At 74.2% G+C, this 20,185-nt stretch carries 16 protein-coding genes and 2 pseudogenes; 6 read left to right on the top strand and 12 right to left on the bottom strand.

From position 1 onward, the window contains the following. Positions 1–62: 62 nt before the first annotated feature. Positions 63–962 (bottom strand): hypothetical protein, encoded by a 900-nt coding sequence (locus ACH4SL_RS15605; protein ID WP_398445545.1) that lies wholly within the window; start codon positions 960–962, stop codon positions 63–65. A 139-nt stretch (positions 963–1,101) separates the two neighbouring features. Here ACH4SL_RS15605 and ACH4SL_RS15600 point away from each other — a divergent pair, with 139 nt between their 5' ends. After that, entirely contained in the window at positions 1,102–1,518 is a 417-nt protein-coding gene (locus ACH4SL_RS15600) for a VOC family protein (protein ID WP_398445543.1), read from the top strand. A 143-nt stretch (positions 1,519–1,661) separates the two neighbouring features. After that, on the top strand, positions 1,662–3,773 hold the full coding sequence (locus ACH4SL_RS15595; RefSeq protein WP_398445540.1) for a protein kinase: 2,112 nt from the start codon (positions 1,662–1,664) through the stop codon (positions 3,771–3,773). Between the two features lie 62 nt (positions 3,774–3,835). Here the strand turns inward: ACH4SL_RS15595 and ACH4SL_RS15590 are convergent, their stop codons facing one another. From ACH4SL_RS15590 to ACH4SL_RS15555, 8 genes and pseudogenes are all read right to left on the bottom strand, one after another. Next, a complete protein-coding gene (locus ACH4SL_RS15590) occupies positions 3,836–4,918 on the bottom strand; it encodes a hypothetical protein (RefSeq protein WP_398445538.1) in 1,083 nt (360 codons plus the stop codon). Positions 4,919–5,279: 361 nt separating this feature from the next. Then, entirely contained in the window at positions 5,280–6,599 is a 1,320-nt protein-coding gene (locus ACH4SL_RS15585) for a geranylgeranyl reductase family protein (RefSeq protein WP_398445536.1), read from the bottom strand. A 107-nt stretch (positions 6,600–6,706) separates the two neighbouring features. After that, complete coding sequence (locus ACH4SL_RS15580) at positions 6,707–7,279, bottom strand: DinB family protein (RefSeq protein WP_398445534.1); 573 nt, start codon at positions 7,277–7,279, stop codon at positions 6,707–6,709. Between the two features lie 112 nt (positions 7,280–7,391). After that, positions 7,392–9,155, bottom strand: coding sequence for a hypothetical protein (locus tag ACH4SL_RS15575; protein ID WP_398446692.1), 1,764 nt, complete (start codon positions 9,153–9,155; stop codon positions 7,392–7,394). Between the two features lie 195 nt (positions 9,156–9,350). Beyond that, a pseudogene (locus ACH4SL_RS15570) lies at positions 9,351–9,422 on the bottom strand (zinc-ribbon domain-containing protein); the annotation flags it as partial. Positions 9,423–9,539: 117 nt separating this feature from the next. After that, positions 9,540–10,238: a demethylmenaquinone methyltransferase gene (locus ACH4SL_RS15565; RefSeq protein WP_398445532.1), complete on the bottom strand. Its 699-nt coding sequence runs from the start codon at positions 10,236–10,238 to the stop codon at positions 9,540–9,542. A gap of 19 nt (positions 10,239–10,257) precedes the next feature. Next, positions 10,258–11,448, bottom strand: a complete 1,191-nt coding sequence (mqnC, locus tag ACH4SL_RS15560; RefSeq protein ID WP_398446625.1) for a cyclic dehypoxanthinyl futalosine synthase — start codon at positions 11,446–11,448, stop codon at positions 10,258–10,260. Between the two features lie 80 nt (positions 11,449–11,528). Further along, positions 11,529–12,389, bottom strand: a complete 861-nt coding sequence (locus ACH4SL_RS15555) for a menaquinone biosynthetic enzyme MqnA/MqnD family protein (protein ID WP_398445529.1) — start codon at positions 12,387–12,389, stop codon at positions 11,529–11,531. Between the two features lie 256 nt (positions 12,390–12,645). Here ACH4SL_RS15555 and ACH4SL_RS15550 point away from each other — a divergent pair, with 256 nt between their 5' ends. After that, a complete protein-coding gene (locus ACH4SL_RS15550) occupies positions 12,646–12,849 on the top strand; it encodes a cold-shock protein (RefSeq protein WP_031518800.1) in 204 nt (67 codons plus the stop codon). 128 nt (positions 12,850–12,977) lie between these two features. Here the strand turns inward: ACH4SL_RS15550 and ACH4SL_RS15545 are convergent. After that, positions 12,978–14,953 (bottom strand): annotated as a pseudogene (locus tag ACH4SL_RS15545) (AMP-dependent synthetase/ligase). A gap of 229 nt (positions 14,954–15,182) precedes the next feature. After that, a complete protein-coding gene (locus tag ACH4SL_RS15540; protein ID WP_398445527.1) occupies positions 15,183–16,490 on the bottom strand; it encodes an acetyl-CoA C-acetyltransferase in 1,308 nt (435 codons plus the stop codon). Between the two features lie 82 nt (positions 16,491–16,572). On the opposite strand from ACH4SL_RS15540, the gene ACH4SL_RS15535 reads away from it, so the two are divergent. Continuing rightward, on the top strand, positions 16,573–17,832 hold the full coding sequence (locus ACH4SL_RS15535; RefSeq protein WP_398445525.1) for a 3-oxoacyl-ACP reductase: 1,260 nt from the start codon (positions 16,573–16,575) through the stop codon (positions 17,830–17,832). Position 17,833: 1 nt separating this feature from the next. After that, on the top strand, positions 17,834–18,631 hold the full coding sequence (locus ACH4SL_RS15530; protein ID WP_398445523.1) for a MaoC/PaaZ C-terminal domain-containing protein: 798 nt from the start codon (positions 17,834–17,836) through the stop codon (positions 18,629–18,631). 410 nt (positions 18,632–19,041) lie between these two features. Here the strand turns inward: ACH4SL_RS15530 and ACH4SL_RS15525 are convergent, their stop codons facing one another. Beyond that, positions 19,042–19,497: a MarR family winged helix-turn-helix transcriptional regulator gene (locus tag ACH4SL_RS15525; RefSeq protein ID WP_398445521.1), complete on the bottom strand. Its 456-nt coding sequence runs from the start codon at positions 19,495–19,497 to the stop codon at positions 19,042–19,044. A 48-nt stretch (positions 19,498–19,545) separates the two neighbouring features. Between ACH4SL_RS15525 and ACH4SL_RS15520 the strand changes: the two genes are divergently transcribed. Further along, complete coding sequence (locus ACH4SL_RS15520; protein ID WP_398445519.1) at positions 19,546–20,121, top strand: TIGR03086 family metal-binding protein; 576 nt, start codon at positions 19,546–19,548, stop codon at positions 20,119–20,121. Positions 20,122–20,185 lie beyond the last annotated feature (64 nt).

The following is a 20,185-nucleotide window of genomic DNA, read 5'->3' as shown; positions in this document are numbered from 1 at the left end:
CCCGCCGCAGCAGGCCCGGTTCAGGCCTCCGCTACCGCAACGCCCGCCGGAGCAGACCTGGTTCAGGCCCCCGCCAGCTTCGCGAGCCGCCGCGCCTCGCCCTCCTCCAGCGCCCGCACCGGCTCCCCCGCCACCACCTCGCGGAGCGCCTTCCCGCCGCGCACCCACAGGTTCGCCGCCCACGCGGCCGCGCGCTCGTCCGGGCCGAACTCCCGTTCCGCCACTGCCTCGTACGCCGCGAGGAAGGCGGCGGACTCCTCGGCGGACGGGGCCACGTACGCCGCCGCGAAACCGGCAAGGACCGCTTCCGGGGCCAGGATCAGGCTGTCCCAGTCGTAGGCGACGTACAACTCCTCGCCCCGCCAGCGGAAATTCTCCGGCAGCCACTCGCCGTGGCCGATGACGTACGGCTCCCGGCAGGCCGCCAGGCGCTCGCGCGCGGCCCGGCCCGCGCGTTCCAGCCATTCGGGGCCGGTCGCCGTGGGGAAAGCGTCCGCGGCGGTGGGCCACACGCCGGGCTCGTCGTGATCCCAGCGGTTCCAGGACGGTTTCGGGTCGAGGTCGACGCGGGCGGCCAGCGGGGCGGCGAGCCGTACCGTCGACGCGAGGGCGGCGGCGTACGGACGGGGGTCGCGGCCCGAGGTCGGGGCCTGCCCGCCGCCCTCGACGAGCGCCTCGACCGTGGCCGTCCACCGTCCGAGCGGGGTGGGCGGCAGGATCGGCTCGGGCGCCGGGAAGCCGGCGGCGTACAGCGCGCTGTGGACGGCGAAGCAGTGCACGACCCGCGGCTCGGGCGCGCGGACCTTCACGACGATCTGCCGCCCGTCGGCGAGCCGGGCGCCGACCACGAGGGACAGCCGCCCGGCGCGGAAGCGCTCGGCGGCGACCGGCGACGCGAGGTGGCGCGCGCACCACTGGCCGAGCAGCGCCGCGTCGACCCGGGGAAGCTCCATGGGCTGCATGGCGCGAACCCTACTCACGCGGCGGCCCCGCGCGGGCCGGAACGAGGAGGCGCGGGGCCCGAGCGGAAGGTGAGGCGCGGGGGCCGAAGCGGAAGGCGGCGGCGCCGCTCTGTCAGTGGCGGCGGGTAGCGTCGTCGGCATGGGTGCACGTATCGATCTCACGCTGGACGCCGGGGACGTCGCCGTCCTCGCCGCGTTCTGGAAGACCGCGCTCGGCTACGTGGACGAGCCGCCGCCCGCGCCGTTCGCGACGCGCGACGAGTGGCTGGCCTCGTTCGGCATCGACCCGGCGGATTCCGCCAACGACGGGGCGTGGCTGTGCGACCCCGACGGCCTCGGCCCCCGCCTGTCGATCCTGCGCGTACCGGAGCCGAAGACGGCGAAGAACCGGCTGCACCTGGACATACGCGTATCGGGCGGCCGCCCGGCGATCGAGGCCGAGACCGCCCGCCTGATCGCCGCCGGCGCCCGGCTGGTGTGGCAGGACGACGACCACTGCGTCCTCGGAGATCCGGAGGGCAACGAATTCTGCGTCGCGCCCGCCCGCAGGGGGTGAAGCGGAGCCGGCCGCGGCTGGTGCGGTGCGTCACCGGTGAGTGCCTGTCAGGGCACAACTGGGAGACAGCGCACCGCGTCCGGCGCCGTGGCCGGTAGTCTCCATGCCGCCAGCAGCAACTTCGGGGACGAGGCGGTCAAGGGATGAGCGGGGCGGGCGGGGCCGGAGGGTCCGGCGAGGTTTTCCAGCCGCTTGAGGCGGACGATCCGGCGTCGGTGGGGGCGTACCGGCTCGCGGCGCGGCTGGGTGCGGGCGGGATGGGCAAGGTCTATCTGTCCCACACGCCCGCCGGGCGGCCCGTCGCCGTCAAGGTGATCCGGCCGGAATTCGCGGAGGACGCGGAATTCCGGCGCCGGTTCAAGCAGGAGGTGCAGGCCGCGCAGCGCGTGCAGGGCCTGTACACCGCGCCGGTCATCGACAGCGACGCGGACGGTACGCGGCCGTGGCTGGCCACCGCCTTCGTGCCGGGTCCGACGCTGGCCTCCGCGGTCGCCGAGCACGGGCCGCTGCCGGTGCCGACGGTGCTGCTGCTGGTCGCCGGGATCGCGGAGGCGCTGGAGGCCGTGCACGGCGCCGGGCTCGTGCACCGCGACCTGAAGCCGTCGAACGTGCTGCTGGCCTCCGACGGCCCGCGCGTCATCGACTTCGGCATCGCCCGCGCCGCCGACGCCACCGCGCTGACCGGCAGCGGCGTCACGATCGGCACGCCCGCCTTCATGGCGCCCGAGCAGGCCTCCGGGCGGGAGATCACGCCCGCCACGGACATCTTCGCGCTCGGCCAGGTCGCCGCCTACGCGGCCCTCGGCGCGCCCGCGTACGGGGACGGGCCGTCGCACGCCGTGCTCTACCGGATCGTGCACGAGGAGCCGGACCTGGCGACGCTGCCGGAGGAGCTGCGCCCGCTGGTGCGCCGCTGCCTGGCGAAGGACCCGGCCGAACGGCCGTCGCTGGCCGACGTCGTGGGGATGTGCCGGGCGGCCTCGCAGCAGACGGAGCTGCGCCGCCCGGACCAGTGGCTGCCGATGGCGCTGGCGGCGGAGATCCCGGCGCGGCACGTCGCGCCCGAGTCGCCCGCCGCACCGCCGGCCCCGTCGACCCCGCCGCCGGCCGCGCCCGCGGTGCCGCCCGCCCCGGCCACTCCCCCGCCGCCCGCGGCGGCTCCGGTGACCCCCGCGGCCACCCCGGCGGAGGCCGCCCCGCCGACGCCCGCGCCCACGCCCACGCCCGCACCCGTGCCCACGCCGACCCGCCCCGACGTCGCGCCGACCCCGCCCCCGGCCCAGGCCCCGCCGCAACCGCAGGCCCAGCCGCAGGCCCCCGCCGCCGAGCAGCCCGCGGTCCAGCCCGCGCAGCCCCCGGTCGAGCCGGCCCAACCGGTCCAGCCCGCGCAGCCCGCGGCGTACGCCTCCCCGCAGCCCCAGCCCGGCGGCGCGCAGGGCGTCCCGGCGGCGTACGCCTACCCGGCCGCGCACCCCGCGGGTCCGGGCGGCGCCCCGGCGTACGGCTACCCGCAGGGCGGCTCGCCCTACGCGCCCCAGGGCCAGTTCGGCGCCCCGCACGCCCCGGGCACCCCCGCGACCGGCAGCGGCGCGGGTGCCCCGCCGCCCCAGCGCATGGGCCGCGGCAAGCGGGTCGCGATCGCCGTCAGCGTCGCCGTCGTCGTCATCGCGGCCGCGGTCGGCGCCGCCGTCGCGCTGAACGGCGGCGGGAAGAGCGACGACGAGGCCGACAAGCCGGCGACGCACTCCGCCGCCCCCGCCACCACCGCGCCGCGGACGACCGAGCCGGAGCCCACGGACGACCCGACGGAGACGGACGGTCCGACCGACGGGCCGACCAGCCAGGCCGACCCCAATCCGCAGCCGGAGCCGCACAACGGCGTCCAGCTGCCCGCCGGTTACCACCTGAGCTTCGCCGACAGCGACATCACCCCGAAGAACGACATCGACAACGACTTCGCCTACAGCTGCGCGAACGACCCGTGCAGCCTGAAGGCGTACGACACCAAGCTGGTGCTGCTCGACACCGGCGAGGAGGGCTCGCTCGACACGTGCCTGCACGACACCCGCTTCACGCAGGAGATCAGCGTCGCCCGGGTGTCCCCCGGCAGCCAGATCTGCGCCCGCACCCCGCAGGGCACGGTCGCGCTGGTCACCTACAAGAGCGCGTCGAAGGCCACCGAGACGAGCACGTACGTGGTGCTGGACATCACCCTGTGGCGCAACGCGCTCCCGCCGTCCGACGACGACGAGTAGCCGGGGGCCGCGGGAAGGGGGCCGCGGGAAGCAGGTGCTTCCCACGGCCCCCGGAAGCGCGGTCAGAAGGCCGAGGTGAAGGCGGCGAAGAACTGCTCCTTGGGAGCGGCCGCCCCGCCCGGCAGCCAGCAGGCGATGTCGAGGACGGCGGTGCCGGACGACCGCAGCCAGGGTGCGAGGAAGGTGCAGTAGCCCGGGTCGTTGCCGTAGGCCGTGGCCTGGGCGTGGTCGGAGGGCACCGCGACGTTCGGCAGCGTGACCTGCCATGCCCCGCCCACCGTGGCCAGGCCGTTGGCGGCGCCGGTGGAGTTGTACGTGGTGCCCGGCGGGACGGAGCCGTTGTACCAGAGGTAGCCGAAGGACTTCGGCGGGAAGGCCGGGCCCTGCACGGCCCGCTGGACGGCGTAGCTGAGCGTCCACCGGGTGTCGTACGGCTTGCCGTTGGCGTCGGTGCAGACGACGCTCACGATCTGGCCGGTGGCGGTCGGCGACCAGCCGACCGGCTTGCAGTGCGCGTCCTGCCGCGGGTCGACCGCGGTGACCTGGAGGTTGCCGAGCGGGGTGGCAGCGCCGAGGTTCGGCAGCCACACCTTCCACTGGCCGACACCGCCCTTGGAGACGGCGTTGGCGCCGCCCGACGAGTTGTACGTGGACAGCAGGCTCCCCGAGATGTCGGAGTAGACGTAGCCGTAGCCGGTGGCGCCGGCCGGGAGGGTGCCGCTGCTGGTGGTCCACAGCACGGTGAACTGCGAGTTGTCGGGGGCGCCCGCCGGGGAGAAGCAGCTCACGCCGACGTCCTCGTTGGGTCCGTTGACGACCCAGCCGGCCACCTGGCAGGAATCTCCGAAGGAGTTCACCGCCGTGGCGTGCGCGATGCCGTTCTTGCCGGCGATCTGCGGGAAGTGCACGGTGTACGTGCCCAGGCCGGTCTGGTCCACGGTGACCAGGGTGCTCGCGGGAGAGGGCCAACTGCCCCACTGCCGGGTCGGGTCCGGGGCGTAGCCGGGGGGCGGGGTCGCGTCGTCCAGGTAGGCGAAGCCCCACTGGTCGGGCACCGCGGCCGCGGCCCGGCCGGTCGGCACCAGCGCGGCCGCGAGGGCGGCCAGCACGGACAGCAGGAGAAGTCCCGCCGACCGTAAGGACATTAACCGCCTCAGCGGGACAAAAAGGGCGTGCGTGGGCATACGTCTGCCTCCATGACTCGGGACCGGTGGGGCTCGCGTGCGCGGCTCTCGCGTGCGCGTCATGCGTACGGTCGTGCGTACAGGGTGCGGCGAACTGCCCGCCCGGGGCGCGTCTGCGGGATCTTCCGCGGCTCTGCTTGCGCGGCGCTCCGGCGAGTAGGCACAGGATAGGAAGCACCCGACATCACCGATAGGGCACGGAACGGTCGCCCGTGGCCGTTTTCCGGCCGTTCTCCGTACGGACACCGCCCCTTCGGCCGGGCGGTGGAACGCCGGTGGCCGAAGGGGCGGTTGGGGTCGCGGATGCCTCACGCCGGGGGCGTCAGGCGCGGGGCGTGATCTTCGTCAGGCCGTTGATGATGCGGTCCATCGCGTCGCCGCCCGTCGGGTCGGTGAGGTTGGCGAGCAGCTTGAGCGCGAAGCGCATCAGCATCGGGTGGGTCAGGCCGCGCTCGGTGCACAGCTGGAGGACCTTCGGGTTGCCGATGAGCTTCACGAAGGCGCGGCCGAGCGTGTAGTAGCCGCCGTAGGTGTCCTTGAGGATCTTCGGGTAGCGCTGGAGGGCGAGTTCGCGCTGCGCCGGGGTGGTGCGGGCGTGCGCCTGGGTGATGACGTCGGCGGCGAGCTGCCCGGATTCCATCGCGTAGGCGATGCCCTCGCCGTTGAACGGGTTGACGAGGCCGCCCGCGTCGCCGACGAGCAGCAGGCCGCGGGTGTAGTGCGGCTGGCGGTTGAAGGCCATCGGGAGGGCGGCGCCGCGGATGGGCTGCGTCATGTTCTCCTCGGTGTAGCCCCAGTCCTCGGGCATGCCGGCGACCCACGCCTTGAGCACCTCGCGCCAGTCCAGCTCGCGGAAGGCGGCGGAGGAGTTGAGGATGCCGAGCCCGACGTTGGAGGTGCCGTCGCCGAGGCCGAAGATCCAGCCGTAGCCGGGCAGTTGGCGCGGGACGGAGCCTCGCCGGTCCCACAGCTCCAGCCAGGACTCCAGGTAGTCGTCCTCGTGCCGCGGGGAGGTGAAGTACGTGCGCACCGCGACGCCCATCGGGCGGTCCTCGCGGCGGTGCAGGCCCATCGCGAGGGAGAGCCGGGTGGAGTTGCCGTCGGCGGCCACGACGAGCGGGGCGTTGAAGGCCAGCGGGGTCTTCTCGACGCCGAGTTTGGCCGTCACACCGGTGATACGGCCGGTGCGCTCGTCGATGATCGGCCCGGAGACGTTGCAGCGCTCGTACAGCCGCGCGCCCGCCTTCACGGCCTGCTGGGCGAGGAGTTCGTCGAAGTCCTCGCGGCGGCGCACAAGGCCGTAGTCCGGGTAGGAGGCCAGGTCCGGCCAGTCCATCTCCAGGCGCAGGCCGCCGCTGATGATGCGCAGGCCCTTGTTGCGCAGCCAGCCCGCCTCCTCGGAGATGTCGATGCCCATCGACACGAGCTGCTTGGTGGCGCGCGGGGTGAGGCCGTCGCCGCACACCTTCTCGCGCGGGAAGGACGTCTTCTCCAGCAGCAGGACGTCGAGCCCGGCCTTCGCCAGGTAGTACGCGGTCGTCGAGCCGGCGGGGCCGGCGCCGACGACGATCACGTCGGCGGTGCGCTCGGACAGGGCGGTGTCGGGCACGGTGGCTCTCCCGTAGTGCGGCGAGGACGGCATGACGGTGCCGGGCCGCGGGCCCGGTTCCCCACGAGTCTATGAGCCCCCGCCGCGGCCGGGCGGCGGCGGGGGCGTACGGACCGGGCGAGTCCGCCGTTCGCGGGGCCTCAGCCCATGGACTTCGCGCCGTCCAGGGCCTCGCGGATGATGTCCGCGTGCCCGGCGTGCTGGGCGGTCTCGGCGACGATGTGCAGGAACGTCCGGCGCGCGCTCCACCGCGCGTCGCCCTCGAACCACGGCGCCTTCGGCAGCGGGTGCGAGGCGTCGAGGTCCGGCAGCGACGCGACCAGCTCGTCCGTGCGGCGCGCCGCCTCGTCGTACGCGGCGAGGACGCCCGCGAGCGTCTCACCGGGCAGCATGCGGAATTCGTCCGCGCGCTGGGCGAAGTCCGCCTCCGTCATGGCCGTGAAGTCGGGCATCGCGGACGGCCCCTCGGCGACGAAGGCGGCCCAGCTGCGCTCGCACACCGTCACGTGCTTGATGAGGCCGCCGATGCACAGCTCGCTCGCGGTCGTCCGCCGCCCGGCCTGCTCGTCGGTGAGGTCGCGGGCGGTGAAGCGCAGGAAGTGGCGGTGCTTGCCGAGCACTTCCAGCAGGTCGGCGCGCTCCCCGGTGGGTACGGGGGCGGTGGCCGCCGCGTCACCGGTCTGCTGCTGGTCGTGGGTGCCGGTCCCGGTCATGGTGGTCCGCCTTCCGCTGTCCGCAAGGGCTCTCCTTGGGGTGCGACACCCACGCTAGGAGCCCTTGCGGACAGCTTCGGTCCTCAAGGGGACCGGGGACGGGAACCCGTCCTCACGCCTCCGGCGGCGTGTCCTCCGGCTCGTTGCGCTGCGTGGCCTCGCGCTTGGTCAGCCGGTCGGGCTGGACCACCCCGAGGTCGTGCACCTCCTGCGTCGGCGCGGGCGGCTGCGGCGCGGGGGCCGGGGCGGGAGCGGGAGCCGGCGGGGAGGCCGGTCCGGGCGCGGGCTGCGTCGGCAGGTACGCCCCGCCGTGCGGCTGCCCGTACGCCTGCCCGCCACCGTACGGCGAGGGGGGCGCGTACGGTGACGGGCCCGCGTACCCCGGGGTGCCCGGTCCGCCGCCGCCGAGGACGCGCCGCAGGAACGGCGCGACCAGGATGCCGCCGAAGGACCACAGCAGCGCGAACAGCAGTGCCTGCCCGGCGTCGGTGCCGAGGTGCTCGTGGACGCCGGAGCCGCCGGAGAGGAAGCCGTAGAAGCCGCTCATCCCCAGTCCACCGATCATGATCAGTACCCAGAACATCGCGGTGAAGGCGCCCGCCACCGCGAACTGCTGGGCCCGGTCCGGAATCCGGCGCGCCGTGATCAGGCCGATCGCGAGCGCGCACAGGACGCCGCCGAGGACGGCGAGCGGGGTGGCCGAGCCGTCCCAGTAGTCGTTGAGCTTGCTCAGGCCGAAGGACACGCTCTGCGACCGGTCCTCGGCACTCGCGGTGACCTTGAGGGGCGCGCCCCAGCCGAGGCCGAGGCCGGACAGCCCGAGGTTCGGCAGCAGCAGCGCGGCCGCGATGAAGCCGGGGGTCTCCAGCTCGTCGGGGTAGCCGAGGCCGATCGCGTAGACGACGACACCGGCGAAGAGGACGGTGACGACGAGCGCGAGCAGCGCCGTGCTCAGCACGCGGTGGACGGCGCCGAAACGGGTACGCAGGGCGGGGCCGTTGAGGACCGCCATCGCGGTCACCAGGCTGAGCAGGAAGGACCACAGCAGGACGCGCCAGGGGCCGGAGTGCAGCTCGATACCGTTGAGGGACGGCTGCGCGTAGAAGGCCAGGGCCGTCGACGCGACACCGCTGAGCAGCGCGACCCGGACGGCCGCCTCGGGCCCGGCGTACCGCGCGCGCACCGAGCGCAGCGTGAGGATCAGCGCGAGCAGCCAGACCAGCGTGATGCCCAGCGGGACGACGGACAGGTGCGCCACGGCGCCGTCGCTCGTGGAGCAGCTGTCGGCGGCCAGGTAGGTGGAGTAGTGGCGGGGCGAGCTGTCGGTGCGGTAGCTGCCGAAGGTACTGCCGTCGCTGTCGTCGCCGTAGTAGTCGCTGCCGTCGTCACCGCTGCTGTCACCGAAGTAGTCGCCGCTGCCGTCGTCGCCGCTGCTGTCACCGAAGTCGCTGCCGCCGTCGCTGAAGTCGTCGCCGTTGTCGTAACCGTCGTCGCCGCTGCTGTCGCCGTAGTCGCTGCCGCCGTCGCTGTAGTCGTCGCCGTCGTCACCGCCGTCCGAGAAGCCGGAGCCGGAGTCGTCGTCGCCGGACGAGCAGCCGTCGCTGTAGCGGGAACCGTCCGGATTCGGCACGGAGGCGTGCCCGCCGAGGCCCTGCACGGTCAGCGCCAGGGCTATCCGGCTGCGGGTCTGCCAGCTGACCTCGTCGCTCTTCAGCGAGTGCTGCGACCAGGTGCCGAGCCCGGCCGCGATGACGAGCAGCACCACCGCAGGGACGAGCGCGGCGAGCACCGCCGGGCCCCAGCCACCGGCGAAGACCCGGCGGACGAACAGCGCGGCCGGCGACGGCGGTACGGGCGCCCCCGGCACTCCCGGCATCCCCGGCGGCGGTCCCCCGGCCCCCGGGAAGGTGGCGGTGGGGGCGGCGTACGCCGGTGGGGGCGGTGGCGGTACGGGCGTGACCTGCGTGGGCGTCGGTGCGGCGGGCGGGGACACGGGCGGCGCCGCCGGTGGCACCGGGGGCGGGGACGCGGGCGCCGGACCGGCCGCGGGCGGCGCGGCCGCGGGAAGTTCGCGGCCGCACTTCATGCAGAAGCGGGCGGAGGCGTCCGACACAGGGTTCCCACACGTGGGGCAATACAGCATACGGGGCTACTCCGTCGGTCGGGGGGATACGCGCTCCCCAGCACAGACACCGCAGCCTAGGGGTCAGTTCCCTTTCCGGACACCGGATTCGCCCACTCCCGCAAGCAGTTGGACGGCTCAGACCGCCGGGCGTGTCGCGCGGTGCAGCGCCACGATGCCGCCCGTCAGGTTCCGCCACGCGACACCGCCCCAGCCCGCCTTCTGCAACCGCCCGGCGAGCGCGCGCTGGTCGGGCCACTCGCGGATCGACTCGGCGAGGTAGACGTACGCGTCGGGGTTGCTGCTCACGGCCTTCGCGACCGGCGGCAGCGCCCGCATCAGGTACTCGGTGTAGACGGTGGCGAAGGGCCGGAAGGTCGGCTGGCTGAACTCGCAGATCACCAGCCGCCCGCCGGGCCTGACGACCCGCCGCATCTCGCGCAGCGCGGCGTCCGTCTCCTGGACGTTGCGCAGCGCGAAGGAGATCGTGACGGCGTCGAAGACCCCGTCCGCGAAGGGCAGTCGCGTCGCGTCCCCGGCGGTGAGCGGCAGTTCGGGATGCCGCTTCTTCCCCTCCCGCAGCATCCCCAGCGAGAAGTCGCAGGGCACGACGGTCGCTCCGGCGGCGGCGAACGGCAGCGACGACGTCCCCGTCCCGGCGCCCAGGTCGAGCACCCGCTCCCCGGGTCCGACCGCCAGCGCCTGCGCCACGGCCTTGCGCCACAGCCGGCTCTGCCCCAGCGACAGCACGTCGTTGGTCAGGTCGTACCGCGCCGCGACGTCGTCGAACATCCCGGCGACGTCCTGCGGCTGCTTCTCCAGCGATGCTCGCGTCACGATCCCACCTTAAGGGGTGTCACGCGGGGGTGATCTGGAGCTCGGGGTGCGCGGTGCCCCCGGGGATCGCGGTGGAGGACAGGTGGGAGACCACGTGGTCGTCCACCGGGTCGTCGGCCGGGTCGTCGTGGACGACGAGGTGCTCGTACGTCGTCGCGCGCTGGGCGGGGACACGGCCGGCGGAGCGGATGAGGTGGATCAGCTCCATGCGGTTGGAGCGGTGCTTGGCGCCCGCGGAGGAGACGACGTTCTCCTCCAGCATGACCGAGCCGAGGTCGTCCGCGCCGTAGTGCAGGGAGAGTTGGCCGACCTCCTTGCCGGTGGTGAGCCAGGAGCCCTGGATGTGGGCGACGTTGTCGAGGAAGAGCCGGGCGATGGCGATCATCCGCAGGTACTCGAAGAGGGTCGCCTGCGTCTGCCCCTTCAGGTGGTTGTTCTCGGGCTGGTAGGTGTAGGGGATGAACGCGCGGAAGCCGCCGGTGCGGTCCTGGACGTCGCGGATCATCCGCAGGTGCTCGATGCGCTCGGCGTTGGTCTCGCCGGTGCCCATGAGCATCGTGGTGGTGGACTCCACGCCCAGGCGGTGCGCGGTCTCCATGATCTCCAGCCAGCGCTCGCCGGACTCCTTGAGCGGCGCGATGGCCTTGCGCGGGCGCTCGGGGAGGAGTTCGGCGCCGGCGCCGGCGAAGGAGTCGAGGCCGGCGGCGTGGATGCGGCGGATGGCCTCCTCGGCGGTGACGCCGGAGATACGGGCCATGTGGTCGACCTCGGAGGCGCCCAGCGAGTGGATCACCAGCTGCGGGAATTCCCGCTTGATCGCGGCGAAGTGCTCCTCGTAGTACTCGACGCCGTAGTCCGGGTGGTGCCCGCCCTGGAACATGATCTGCGTGCCGCCCAGCTCGACGGTCTCGGCGCAGCGCCGCAGGATGTCGTCGAGGCCCCGGCTCCAGCCCTTGGCGGTGTCCTTGGGGGCCGCGTAGAAGGCGCAGAACTTGCACGCCGTGACGCACACGTTGGTGTAGTTGATGTTCCGCTCGATGATGTACGTCGCGATGTGCTCGGTGCCGGCGTAGCGGCGGCGGCGTACGGCGTCGGCGGCGGCGCCGAGCGCGTGCAGGGGGGCGTCGCGGTAGAGCGCGAGCGCCTCCTCGGCGGTGATCCGGCCGCCGGCGGCGGCGCGTTCGAGGACGGCAGCGTGGTCGCTCACCAGGGAGTCCCTTCCGGAAAGGTGCAGGCGGGGGCCGCGGACGGCACGGGCACGACACGGGCCAGCGTACGCCGCCCGAGCGGTCAGTTCGGGGGCAGGAGGGTGACCTCGGCCTCGCGGGGGAAGCCGACCTTGCGGGCGAACTCCGCGATGCCCGCCAACTGCTCGGCGCCCAGCGAGAAGTCGAGGGTGGTGAAGTAGCGGCGCAGCAGGTCGGCGTCGAAGGCCTCCCAGCGGGCGGCCTGCTCGGCGACCTTCTCGACCTCCTCCAGCGAGAGGTTCCGGGAGTCGAGGAAGGCGCGGTGGACCTCGTGCACGGTCTCCGGGTGCGCGGCGAGGTAGTCGCGGCGGGCGGCCCAGATCGCGAAGACGAAGGGCAGCCCCGTCCAGTCCTTCCACATCTGGCCGAGGTCGTGGACCTCCAGGCCGAGCCGGGGGGCGTCGTGCAGCGAGGCCCGCAGCGCGGCGTCGCCGATCAGGACGGCGGCCTGCGCCTCCTGCATCATCAGCGACAGGTCGGGCGGGCAGCGGTAGTAGTCCGGCCGCACCCCGTACCGCTCGGTGAGCAGCAGTTCGGCCAGGCGCACGGAGGTGCGGCTGGTGGAGCCGAGGGCGACGCGCTCGCCGTCGAGGCGGTCCAGCGGGAGCTGGCTGACGATGACGCACGACATGACCGGGCCGTCGCAGCCGACCGCGATGTCCGGGAGGGCGACCAGCTCGTCGGCGTGCCGCAGGTACTCCATGAGCGTGACGGGGGCGATGTCCAGGTCGCCCGCGACGAGCTGGGCGCTGAGCTTCTCCGGGGTGTCCTTGGTGAGCTGGAGGTCCAGCAGCGCGCCGGTTCTGGCCAGGCCCCAGTAGAGGGGGACGCAGTTGAGGAACTGGATGTGCCCCACCCTGGGGCGGAGGGGTCCGGGGCCGTCGGTGCGCGCTGAAGTGTCCACCTGGTGGACGCTACTCCTGGTGTCGCCGCAGCTCGCGCAGGCCCCCCTGCGCGAGCCCCCGCGCGAGCCGGAGAATCGATCATGGATCCCTTCCGCCGCCGGGAGGGGTCATGCTAGGCTCAACGCAAGTTGCAGTTTGGTTTCCCTTGCAGTACAGAGCCTGCGGAGCATGTAACCCGCAGGCTTTTGTCGTTTTCAGGCTTCGCAGTTGCAGGTTCTGGAGCAGGGCGACCCTTTGGCCCAAGGAGGGCTTTAAATGGCTACCGGAACCGTCAAGTGGTTCAACGCTGAAAAGGGCTTCGGCTTCATCGCCCAGGACGGCGGCGGCCCGGATGTCTTCGTTCACTACTCCGCGATCAACGCCTCCGGCTTCCGCTCCCTCGAGGAGAACCAGGCCGTGTCGTTCGACGTCACCCAGGGCCCGAAGGGCCCGCAGGCGGAGAACGTCACCCCCGCCTAGTCGGTCGCCTGACCTACTAGTCAGTCCGGCGGCGCAACACCGCGCCCAGAACCTGTAGTACCAAGGGGCCGCCTCACTCCGGTGAGGCGGCCCCTGCCTTTGCCTTCCGCTCTACGGGCGGGTCCGGCTCATTCGGCACGGCGGGCGTAGAGCGCGTCGATGTCCGCGGCGAAGTCCCTGGCGACCGCCGCGCGGCGGATCTTCATGGACGGTGTGAGGTGCCCGCCGTCCTCGGTGAAGTCCACCGCCAGCACCCGGAAGCAGGGGGCACCTCCCAGGCGAAGCTCTGGGGGAGGATGGACTCCGCGCGCGAGACCGTCGCGTTGGCGTCGTCCACCGCCTTCTGCAGCTCGGCCAGCAGCTCCGCGTCCCCGGCCAGCTCCGCCGGGCCCAGGCCCTCCTTGTGCCGCATCCGCTGCCAGTGCGCGAGCCCGTCCGGCTCCAGCGTGAGCAGCGCGCCGACGTACGGGCGGTTGTCGCCCACCACCATGCACTGGCCGACTGGGGGTCCCCCCGTCGAAGGCAGGGGGAGGGTGGGCCCGCAGCCGGTCCTCCAGCGGGGCCGGGGCGACGTTCTTGCCGCCCGCGGTGATGATGATCTCCTTCTTCCGTCCGGTGATCGTCAGATAGCCCTCGGCGTCCAGCTCGCCGACGTCCCCGGTCGGGAACCATCCTTCGACCGCGGGATAAGGCCCCTCGTCGTTCCAGTACCCGGCGAAGACCTGCCCGCCGCGCAGCAGCACCTCGCCGTCCCCGGCGATCTTCACCGCCGTACCGGGCAGCGGCCAGCCGACCGTGCCCAGCCGCGGGTGCAGCGGCGGGGTGACGGTCGCGGCCGCGGTGGTCTCCGTCAGGCCGTAGCCCTCGAAGACCATCACCCCGGCGCCCGCGTAGAAGGCCGCGAGCCGGGCGCCCAGCGGGGAGCCGCCGCAGATCGCGTACCGCACCCTGCCGCCCAGCGCCGCCCGGATCCTCCCCCTGCCTTCGGCGGGGGTGCCCCCAGGTAGACCAGCGGGTCGTACAGCGCGTGCGCGAGCCGCAGCCCCAGGCCCGGCCCCTCCCCCGTGCCCGTCTGCCGGGCGACCTGCGCCCGCCCGTACGCCTGCGCGATGCGGGCGGCCCGGTCGAAGGACGCGGCCCGGCCGATCTTCTCCGCGGTGGCGCGGCCGGTGTTGTAGACCTTCTCCAGCACGTACGGGATCGCCAGCAGGAAGGTCGGCCGGAAACCCGCGAGGTCGGCGAGCAGGTCCTCGGTCGCGATGCTCGGCGCGTGCCCCAGCCGCACCCGGGCCCGCAGGCAGCCCACCGCGACCATCCGCCCGAAGACGTGCGACAGCGGCAGGAACAGCAGGGTGGACGCGGGCTCGCTGCTCACCGACTTGAAGACCGGGTGCAGCAGCTCGATCGCGTTGTCGACCTCGGCGAAGAAATTGCCGTGCGTGAGGATGCAGCCCTTGGGCCTGCCCGTCGTACCCGAGGTGTAGATGAGCGTCGCGACCGTGTCCGGCGCCATCGACTGCCGCCGCGAGGTGACCAGCGCGTCCGGCAGCGTACGGCCGTCCGCGGCGATCTGGTCCAGCACGCCGGTGTCGAGCTGCCACAGCTCCCGCAGCTCCGGCAGCCGCCCGCGCGCCGCGCTGACCGTACGCGCCTGGTCGACGCTCTCCACCGCGCAGGCGGCGGCGCCCGAGTCCGCGAGGATCCACTCCGTCTGCGAGGCGGAGGACGTCGGGTAGACGGGCACGGTGATCAGGCCCGCGGCCCACGCCGCGAAGTCCAGCAGCGTCCACGCGTACGAGGTCCGCGCCATGACCGCGAGCCGGTCGCCGGGCCTGAGCCCGGCGGCGATCAGCCCCTTCGCGAGCGCCACCACCTCGCGGCGGAAGCCCACCGCCGTGACGTCGTGCCATGTGCCGTCCGGCGCTTTACGGCTGAGGACGACGTCGTCGGGGGCTTCGTCGGCGTTCGTGAACGGGATGTCGGCGAGGGAGCCCCGCTGCGGCGGGTCCGCCAACGGTCTGACCGAGGCGATGACGGCGCGGCCGTCCTGGGCCTGGACCTCGGGCCTTTCCCCCGGCGGGGGGAGCGTTTTGCGTATGGGCATACGTACGGCTCCTTGAGGGTGGGTTTGCCGTGCCGGGCGAGCGTTTCGCGCTGCCGCGCCGGGCGAGCGTTTTTAGGGGCGCGGGGAACTGCGCGACCGGCCACGACGTACCGTCACGTCGCCACCGGCCCGAAGGGGCAGTTGCTGTCGTTTCCGGACCACCGGCCGGTGGAGGGCTGAGCGCGCAGTTCCCCGCGCCCCCAAACGCTCGCCCTGCGCAGCAGCACGCTCAGGGGCGGGTCAGGACCGCGGTGACGCCCTGGCCGCCCGCCGCGCAGATCGAGATGAGCCCGCGCGCAGGCCCAGCCTCACCGGCGAGGTGGTGGGCCAGCGTGGCAACGATGCGCGCACCCGTCGCGGCGAACGGGTGGCCCGTCGCGAGGGAGGACCCGGCGACGTTGAGCCGGGCGCGGTCGACGGCGCCGAGCGGACCCTCCAACCCCAGCCGGGACACGCAGTAGTCCTTGTCCTCCCACGCGGCGAGCGTGGCGAGCACCTGCGAGGCGAAGGCCTCGTGCACCTCGTAGTAGTCGAAGTCGCCCAGGGCGAGCCCGGCACGGGAGAGCATGCGCGGCACCGCGTAGGCGGGGGCCATGAGCAGCCCCTCCGCGCCGGAGGCGAAGTCGACCGCGGCCGTCTCGTAGGCGGTGAGGAAGGCGAGGGGTTCGAGGCCGCGGGCGGCGGCCCATTCCTCGGAGGCGAGCAGGACGACGGCGGCGCCGTCGGTGAGCGGCGTGGAGTTGCCCGCGGTCATCGTGCCGTCGGGGCCGCCGTAGACGGGGCGGAGCCGGGCGAGCTTCTCGGGCGTGGAGTCGGGGCGGAGGTTCTGGTCGCGGGTGAGCCCGCGGAAGGGGGTGACGAGCGGGTCGAAGAAGCCCCGGTCGTACGCGGCCGCGAGCCGCCGGTGGCTGGCGGCGGCCAGCTCGTCCTGCGCCTCGCGGCTGATCCCCCACCGCGCGGCGGTGAGCGCGGCGTGCTCGCCCATGGAGAGGCCCGTGCGCGGCTCGGCGTTGCGCGGGATGTCGGGGACGAGGTGCCGGGGGCGTACGGCGGCGAGCGCGCGGGCCCGGCCGCCGAGGGTCTTGGCGCGGCGGGCGGCGAGGAGGGTGCGGCGCAGCTGGTCGTTGACGCCGAGCGGCGCGTCGCTGGTGGTGTCGGCGCCGCCCGCGATGCCGCTGTCGACGACGCCGAGGGCGATCTTCGCGGCGACGGCGAAGACGGCTTGCAGGCCCGTGCCGCAGGCCTGCTGGACGTCGTACGCGGGGGTGTCGGGGGCGAGGACGGAGCCGAGGACGGTCTCGCGGGCGAGGTTGAAATCCCGGCTGTGCTTGAGGACGGCGCCGGCCGCGAACTCCCCCACCCGCTCGCCCGCGAGACCCGTGCGCTCGGCGAGGCCGTTCAGCGCCGCCGTGAGCATGTCCTGGTTGGACGCGGTGGCGTAGGGGCTGGGGGCACCCCCGGGCGCAGCTCCGGGGGAGGCGCGGGCGAAGGGGATGCGGTTGCCGGCGACGACGGCGACGCGGCGGACGGTCTGCATGCGGTCTCCCGATCTTCCGATCTGCGTGACTCACCAGTAGCCTTACCGCCGGTAAACTTACTCCAGAGTAAGGAGAAGGCCAATGGCCGACCGCTATCTCCGCGCCACCGGCACCGCCCCCGGCCGCTTCCTCGCCCGCCGCCTGGGCCTTCCCCTGCCCGTCCCGCTGCGCCGCTACTCCGCCGAGGCGCCCGAGCTGCCGGGCCCGGTCCTGCGCCTGGCGGCGGGCGAGGCCCCGCCCGCGAGCGACGGGACGCGCTACGGCGGGATCGTCGTCGACGCCACCGGGATCACCGAGCCCGGCGGACTCGCCGGGCTGCACCGGAGCCTGCACCCGCTCGCCCGCGCGCTGGCGCCCTGCGGGCGGGTCGTCGTGCTCGGCGGGCGGCCGCAGGACGGCGGCTTCGCGTGGGCCGCCGCGCAGCAGGCGCTGGAGGGCTTCGTCCGGTCGTTCGGCAAGGAGGTCGGCCGGGGCGCCACCGTCAACCTCGTACGGCTCGCCCCGGGCGCCGAGCCCGACGCGGCGCTGGACTTCCTGCTCTCGCCGCGCTCGGCGTACGTCAGCGGGCAGGCCGTCGAGGTCGGCCCGGCGGGGCCCGCGGCTCCTGCTTCGGAGCGCCCGCGTACCGCGCTGGTCACCGGCGCCGCGCGGGGCATCGGCGCGGCCGTCGCCGAGACGCTGGCCCGCGACGGGGCGGCCGTCGTCCTGCTCGACGTACCGCAGGCGGGCGACGCGCTCGCCCAGGTCGCCGCCCGGCTCGGCGGCAAGGCCCTCACGCTCGACATCACCGCCCCCGACGCGGGCGAGCGCATCGCCGCCGCCCTGCCCGGCGGCCTGGACGTCCTCGTCCACAACGCGGGCATCACCCGCGACCGCAAGCTCGCCAACATGGCCGCCGACCGCTTCGACTCCGTCGTCGACGTCAACCTCGGCAGCGTCCTGCGCACCACCGCCGCGCTCCTCACCGCGGGCGCGGTCGCCGACCACGCCCGTATCGTCGGCACGGCCTCCATCGCGGGCATCGCGGGGAACGTCGGCCAGACCAACTACGCCGCCTCCAAGGCCGGGATCATCGGCTGGGTACGCGCCCTCGCCGCCGACCCGGAGCTGCGCGGGCGCGGCATCACCGCCAACGCGGTGGCGCCCGGCTTCATCGAGACCGCGATGACCGCGGCCGTCCCGCTGGTCATCCGCGAGGCGGGCCGCCGGATGAACTCCCTCGGCCAGGGCGGCCTCCCCGCCGACGTCGCCGAGACCGTCAGCTGGCTCGCGGGCGCCGCCTCCGGCGGGATCAACGGGCAGGTCGTCCGCGTCTGCGGCCAGTCGCTGCTGGGCGCCTGACATGGCGCCGCTCATCCTGACGCTGGGCCGCGGCGCGCTCACCGGGCTCGCCAAGCGCCCCTCCGCCGACTCCCGCCTCACGCCCGCGCGGCTCACCCGCGAGGCCGTCCGCGTCGACCCCGCGCGAGCCGCCGCGTACGCCCGCGTGTGCGGGTACGCGCCCGGGCCCGTGCTGCCCCTGACCTACCCGCACATCCTGGGCTTCCCGCTCGCCGCGCGGCTCATGGCCGCCAGGTCCTTCCCGCTGCCGCTGCTGGGGCTCGTCCACACGTCGATCACGCTGCGCCGCCTGCACGCGCTGACGGTCGCCGACCGCCCGGACCTCACCGTCCGTACGCAGGAGCTGCGGCCGCACCGGCGCGGTACGGAGGTCGTCGTCGTGACCGAGGCGCACCTCGCCGGTGAGCTGGCGTGGCAGGACGTCAGCACGTACCTGGCCAGGCACCGGGTGCCGGACCAGGACACCCCGGGGGCCGCCGCCCCCGCGCCCCTCCTCCCGCCGGTCGGGACCTGGGAGCTGCCCGGCGACCTCGGGCGCCGGCACGCGCGGGTGAGCGGCGACTACAACCCGATCCACCTCTCGGGCCCGACCGCCCGCCCCTTCGGCTTCCGCCGCGCGATCGTCCACGGCATGTGGACGGCGGCGCGCGTCGCGTCGCTCGATCCCGACGCGCACGCGCTCGACGCGGACTTCCGGGCGCCGGTGCTTTTGCCCTCGACGGTCCAATACGCCATGGCCGGCGGCCGCTTCGAAGTGAGGTCAGGCTCCCACCTGCACGTGGCGGGCACGATGAGCTGACCTCGCCGGTCGGGCCCCTCCCCCGGGGCCCGCGCCGCGCCGGGCGAGCGTTTTCAGGCTGCACCGGGTGAGCGTCTGCGCTGCCGCGCGGGGTGAGCGTTTTTAGGGGCGCGGGGAACTGCGCGGCCAGCCACGACGTGCCGTCACGTCGTCACCGGCCCGAAGGGGCAGTTCGGTCCGTACCGGACCACCGGCCGGTGGAGGGCTGAGCGCGCAGTTCCCCGCGCCCCTGGTGGTTGCCCGGCGCAGCAAGCGCAACCTCCACGCGCCCCTGGTGATGCCCGGCGCGGCAAGCGCGGCCTCCCCGCGCCCCTGGTGATGCCCGGCGCGGCAAGCGCAACCTCCCCGCGCCGCGGGCGCAGAGCCCGGCGCCGCGGGCGCAGAGCGCCCCCCCTGCGCAGGAGGGGAGCTCACGGTGCCCCCAAAGCCTCCGCAGGAAGCGCGGAGAGGGTGGAGAGCGCGGCCAGCAGCGCAGCGGCCTGCTCGGGCGGCAGGTGGCGCGACAGGAGCGCATCCTCGCGGGACTGGATCGCGGCCTGCGCGGCATCGCGCACGCGGACGCCCTCCGCGGTGAGGGCGAGCAGGCGGACCCGGCGGTCGGACGGGTCAGGCGTCCGCGTGATGAGGCCCCGGGCCTCAAGCTCGGCGAGCACGTCGATGATGCGGGTCTTGTCCGCGCCGATGGCCTCCGCGAGAGCGGCCTGGCTGCGCAGCGGCTCGGGGTCGAGCCCGAGGAGCACGGAGTACGCCCACATGCTCAACCCGTGCTCGCGCAGCAACGGCAGCTCCGCCGCCACGAGCGCGCGGCCGACGGGGACGATCATCGCGGCGAGGTCCTTGCGGGGCGGGCGGCGGGCAGCGGACATCGCAGGAACTCCCTTGACAGATGATAAGCGCTCGCAGACGATAAGCACATGCCTATCGAACTGGAACGGCTCCGTGTCCTCGACGCACGCGCGGTGCGCCTGAGCACCGGGCTCGTCCGGCAGTCGACCGTAGCCGATCTGCGCCGTCCGACCCCCTGCGAGGGCTGGGACCTCGCGGATCTGCTCGGGCACATGACGGCCCAGCACCGCGGCTTCGCCGCCGCCGCACGGGGGGCGGGCGGCGATGCCGCGGTCTGGGCTGCCACGCGGGAGGCCGACCCGGCGGCCGCGTACGAGGCCGCCGCCGCGGACGTCGTCACCGCCTTCGCCGAGGTCGCCGACCCCGGACAGCCCTTCACGCTGCCGGAGTTCAGCACCGGACCGGACTTCCCCGCCCGCCTGGCGATCGGCTTCCACTTCCTGGACTACGTGGTCCACGCCTGGGACGTCGCGGTGGCCCTCGGGCTGCCCTTCACCCCGGACGCCGACCTCACCGAGGCCGCGCTGCCGATCGCCCTGGCCGTACCGCCCGCCTCGCCGGTCTTCGCCGCACCGCGGCCTGCCGCGCCGGACGCCGACGCGCTCACCCGCATCCTCTCCTGGCTGGGCCGCACCCCGGACTAGGCGCTCGGCGTCATCGGCAGAACCACCGCGAATCGATACGGTGGAAGGGACCTGATTCCTCGAA

Source organism: Streptomyces sp. NPDC021020 (assembly GCF_044333285.1).
In the GTDB taxonomy this organism is placed as follows: domain Bacteria; phylum Actinomycetota; class Actinomycetes; order Streptomycetales; family Streptomycetaceae; genus Actinacidiphila.
Note: the sequence above shows the minus strand (reverse complement) of the source record. Positions and strands in the feature narration are given on the sequence as shown.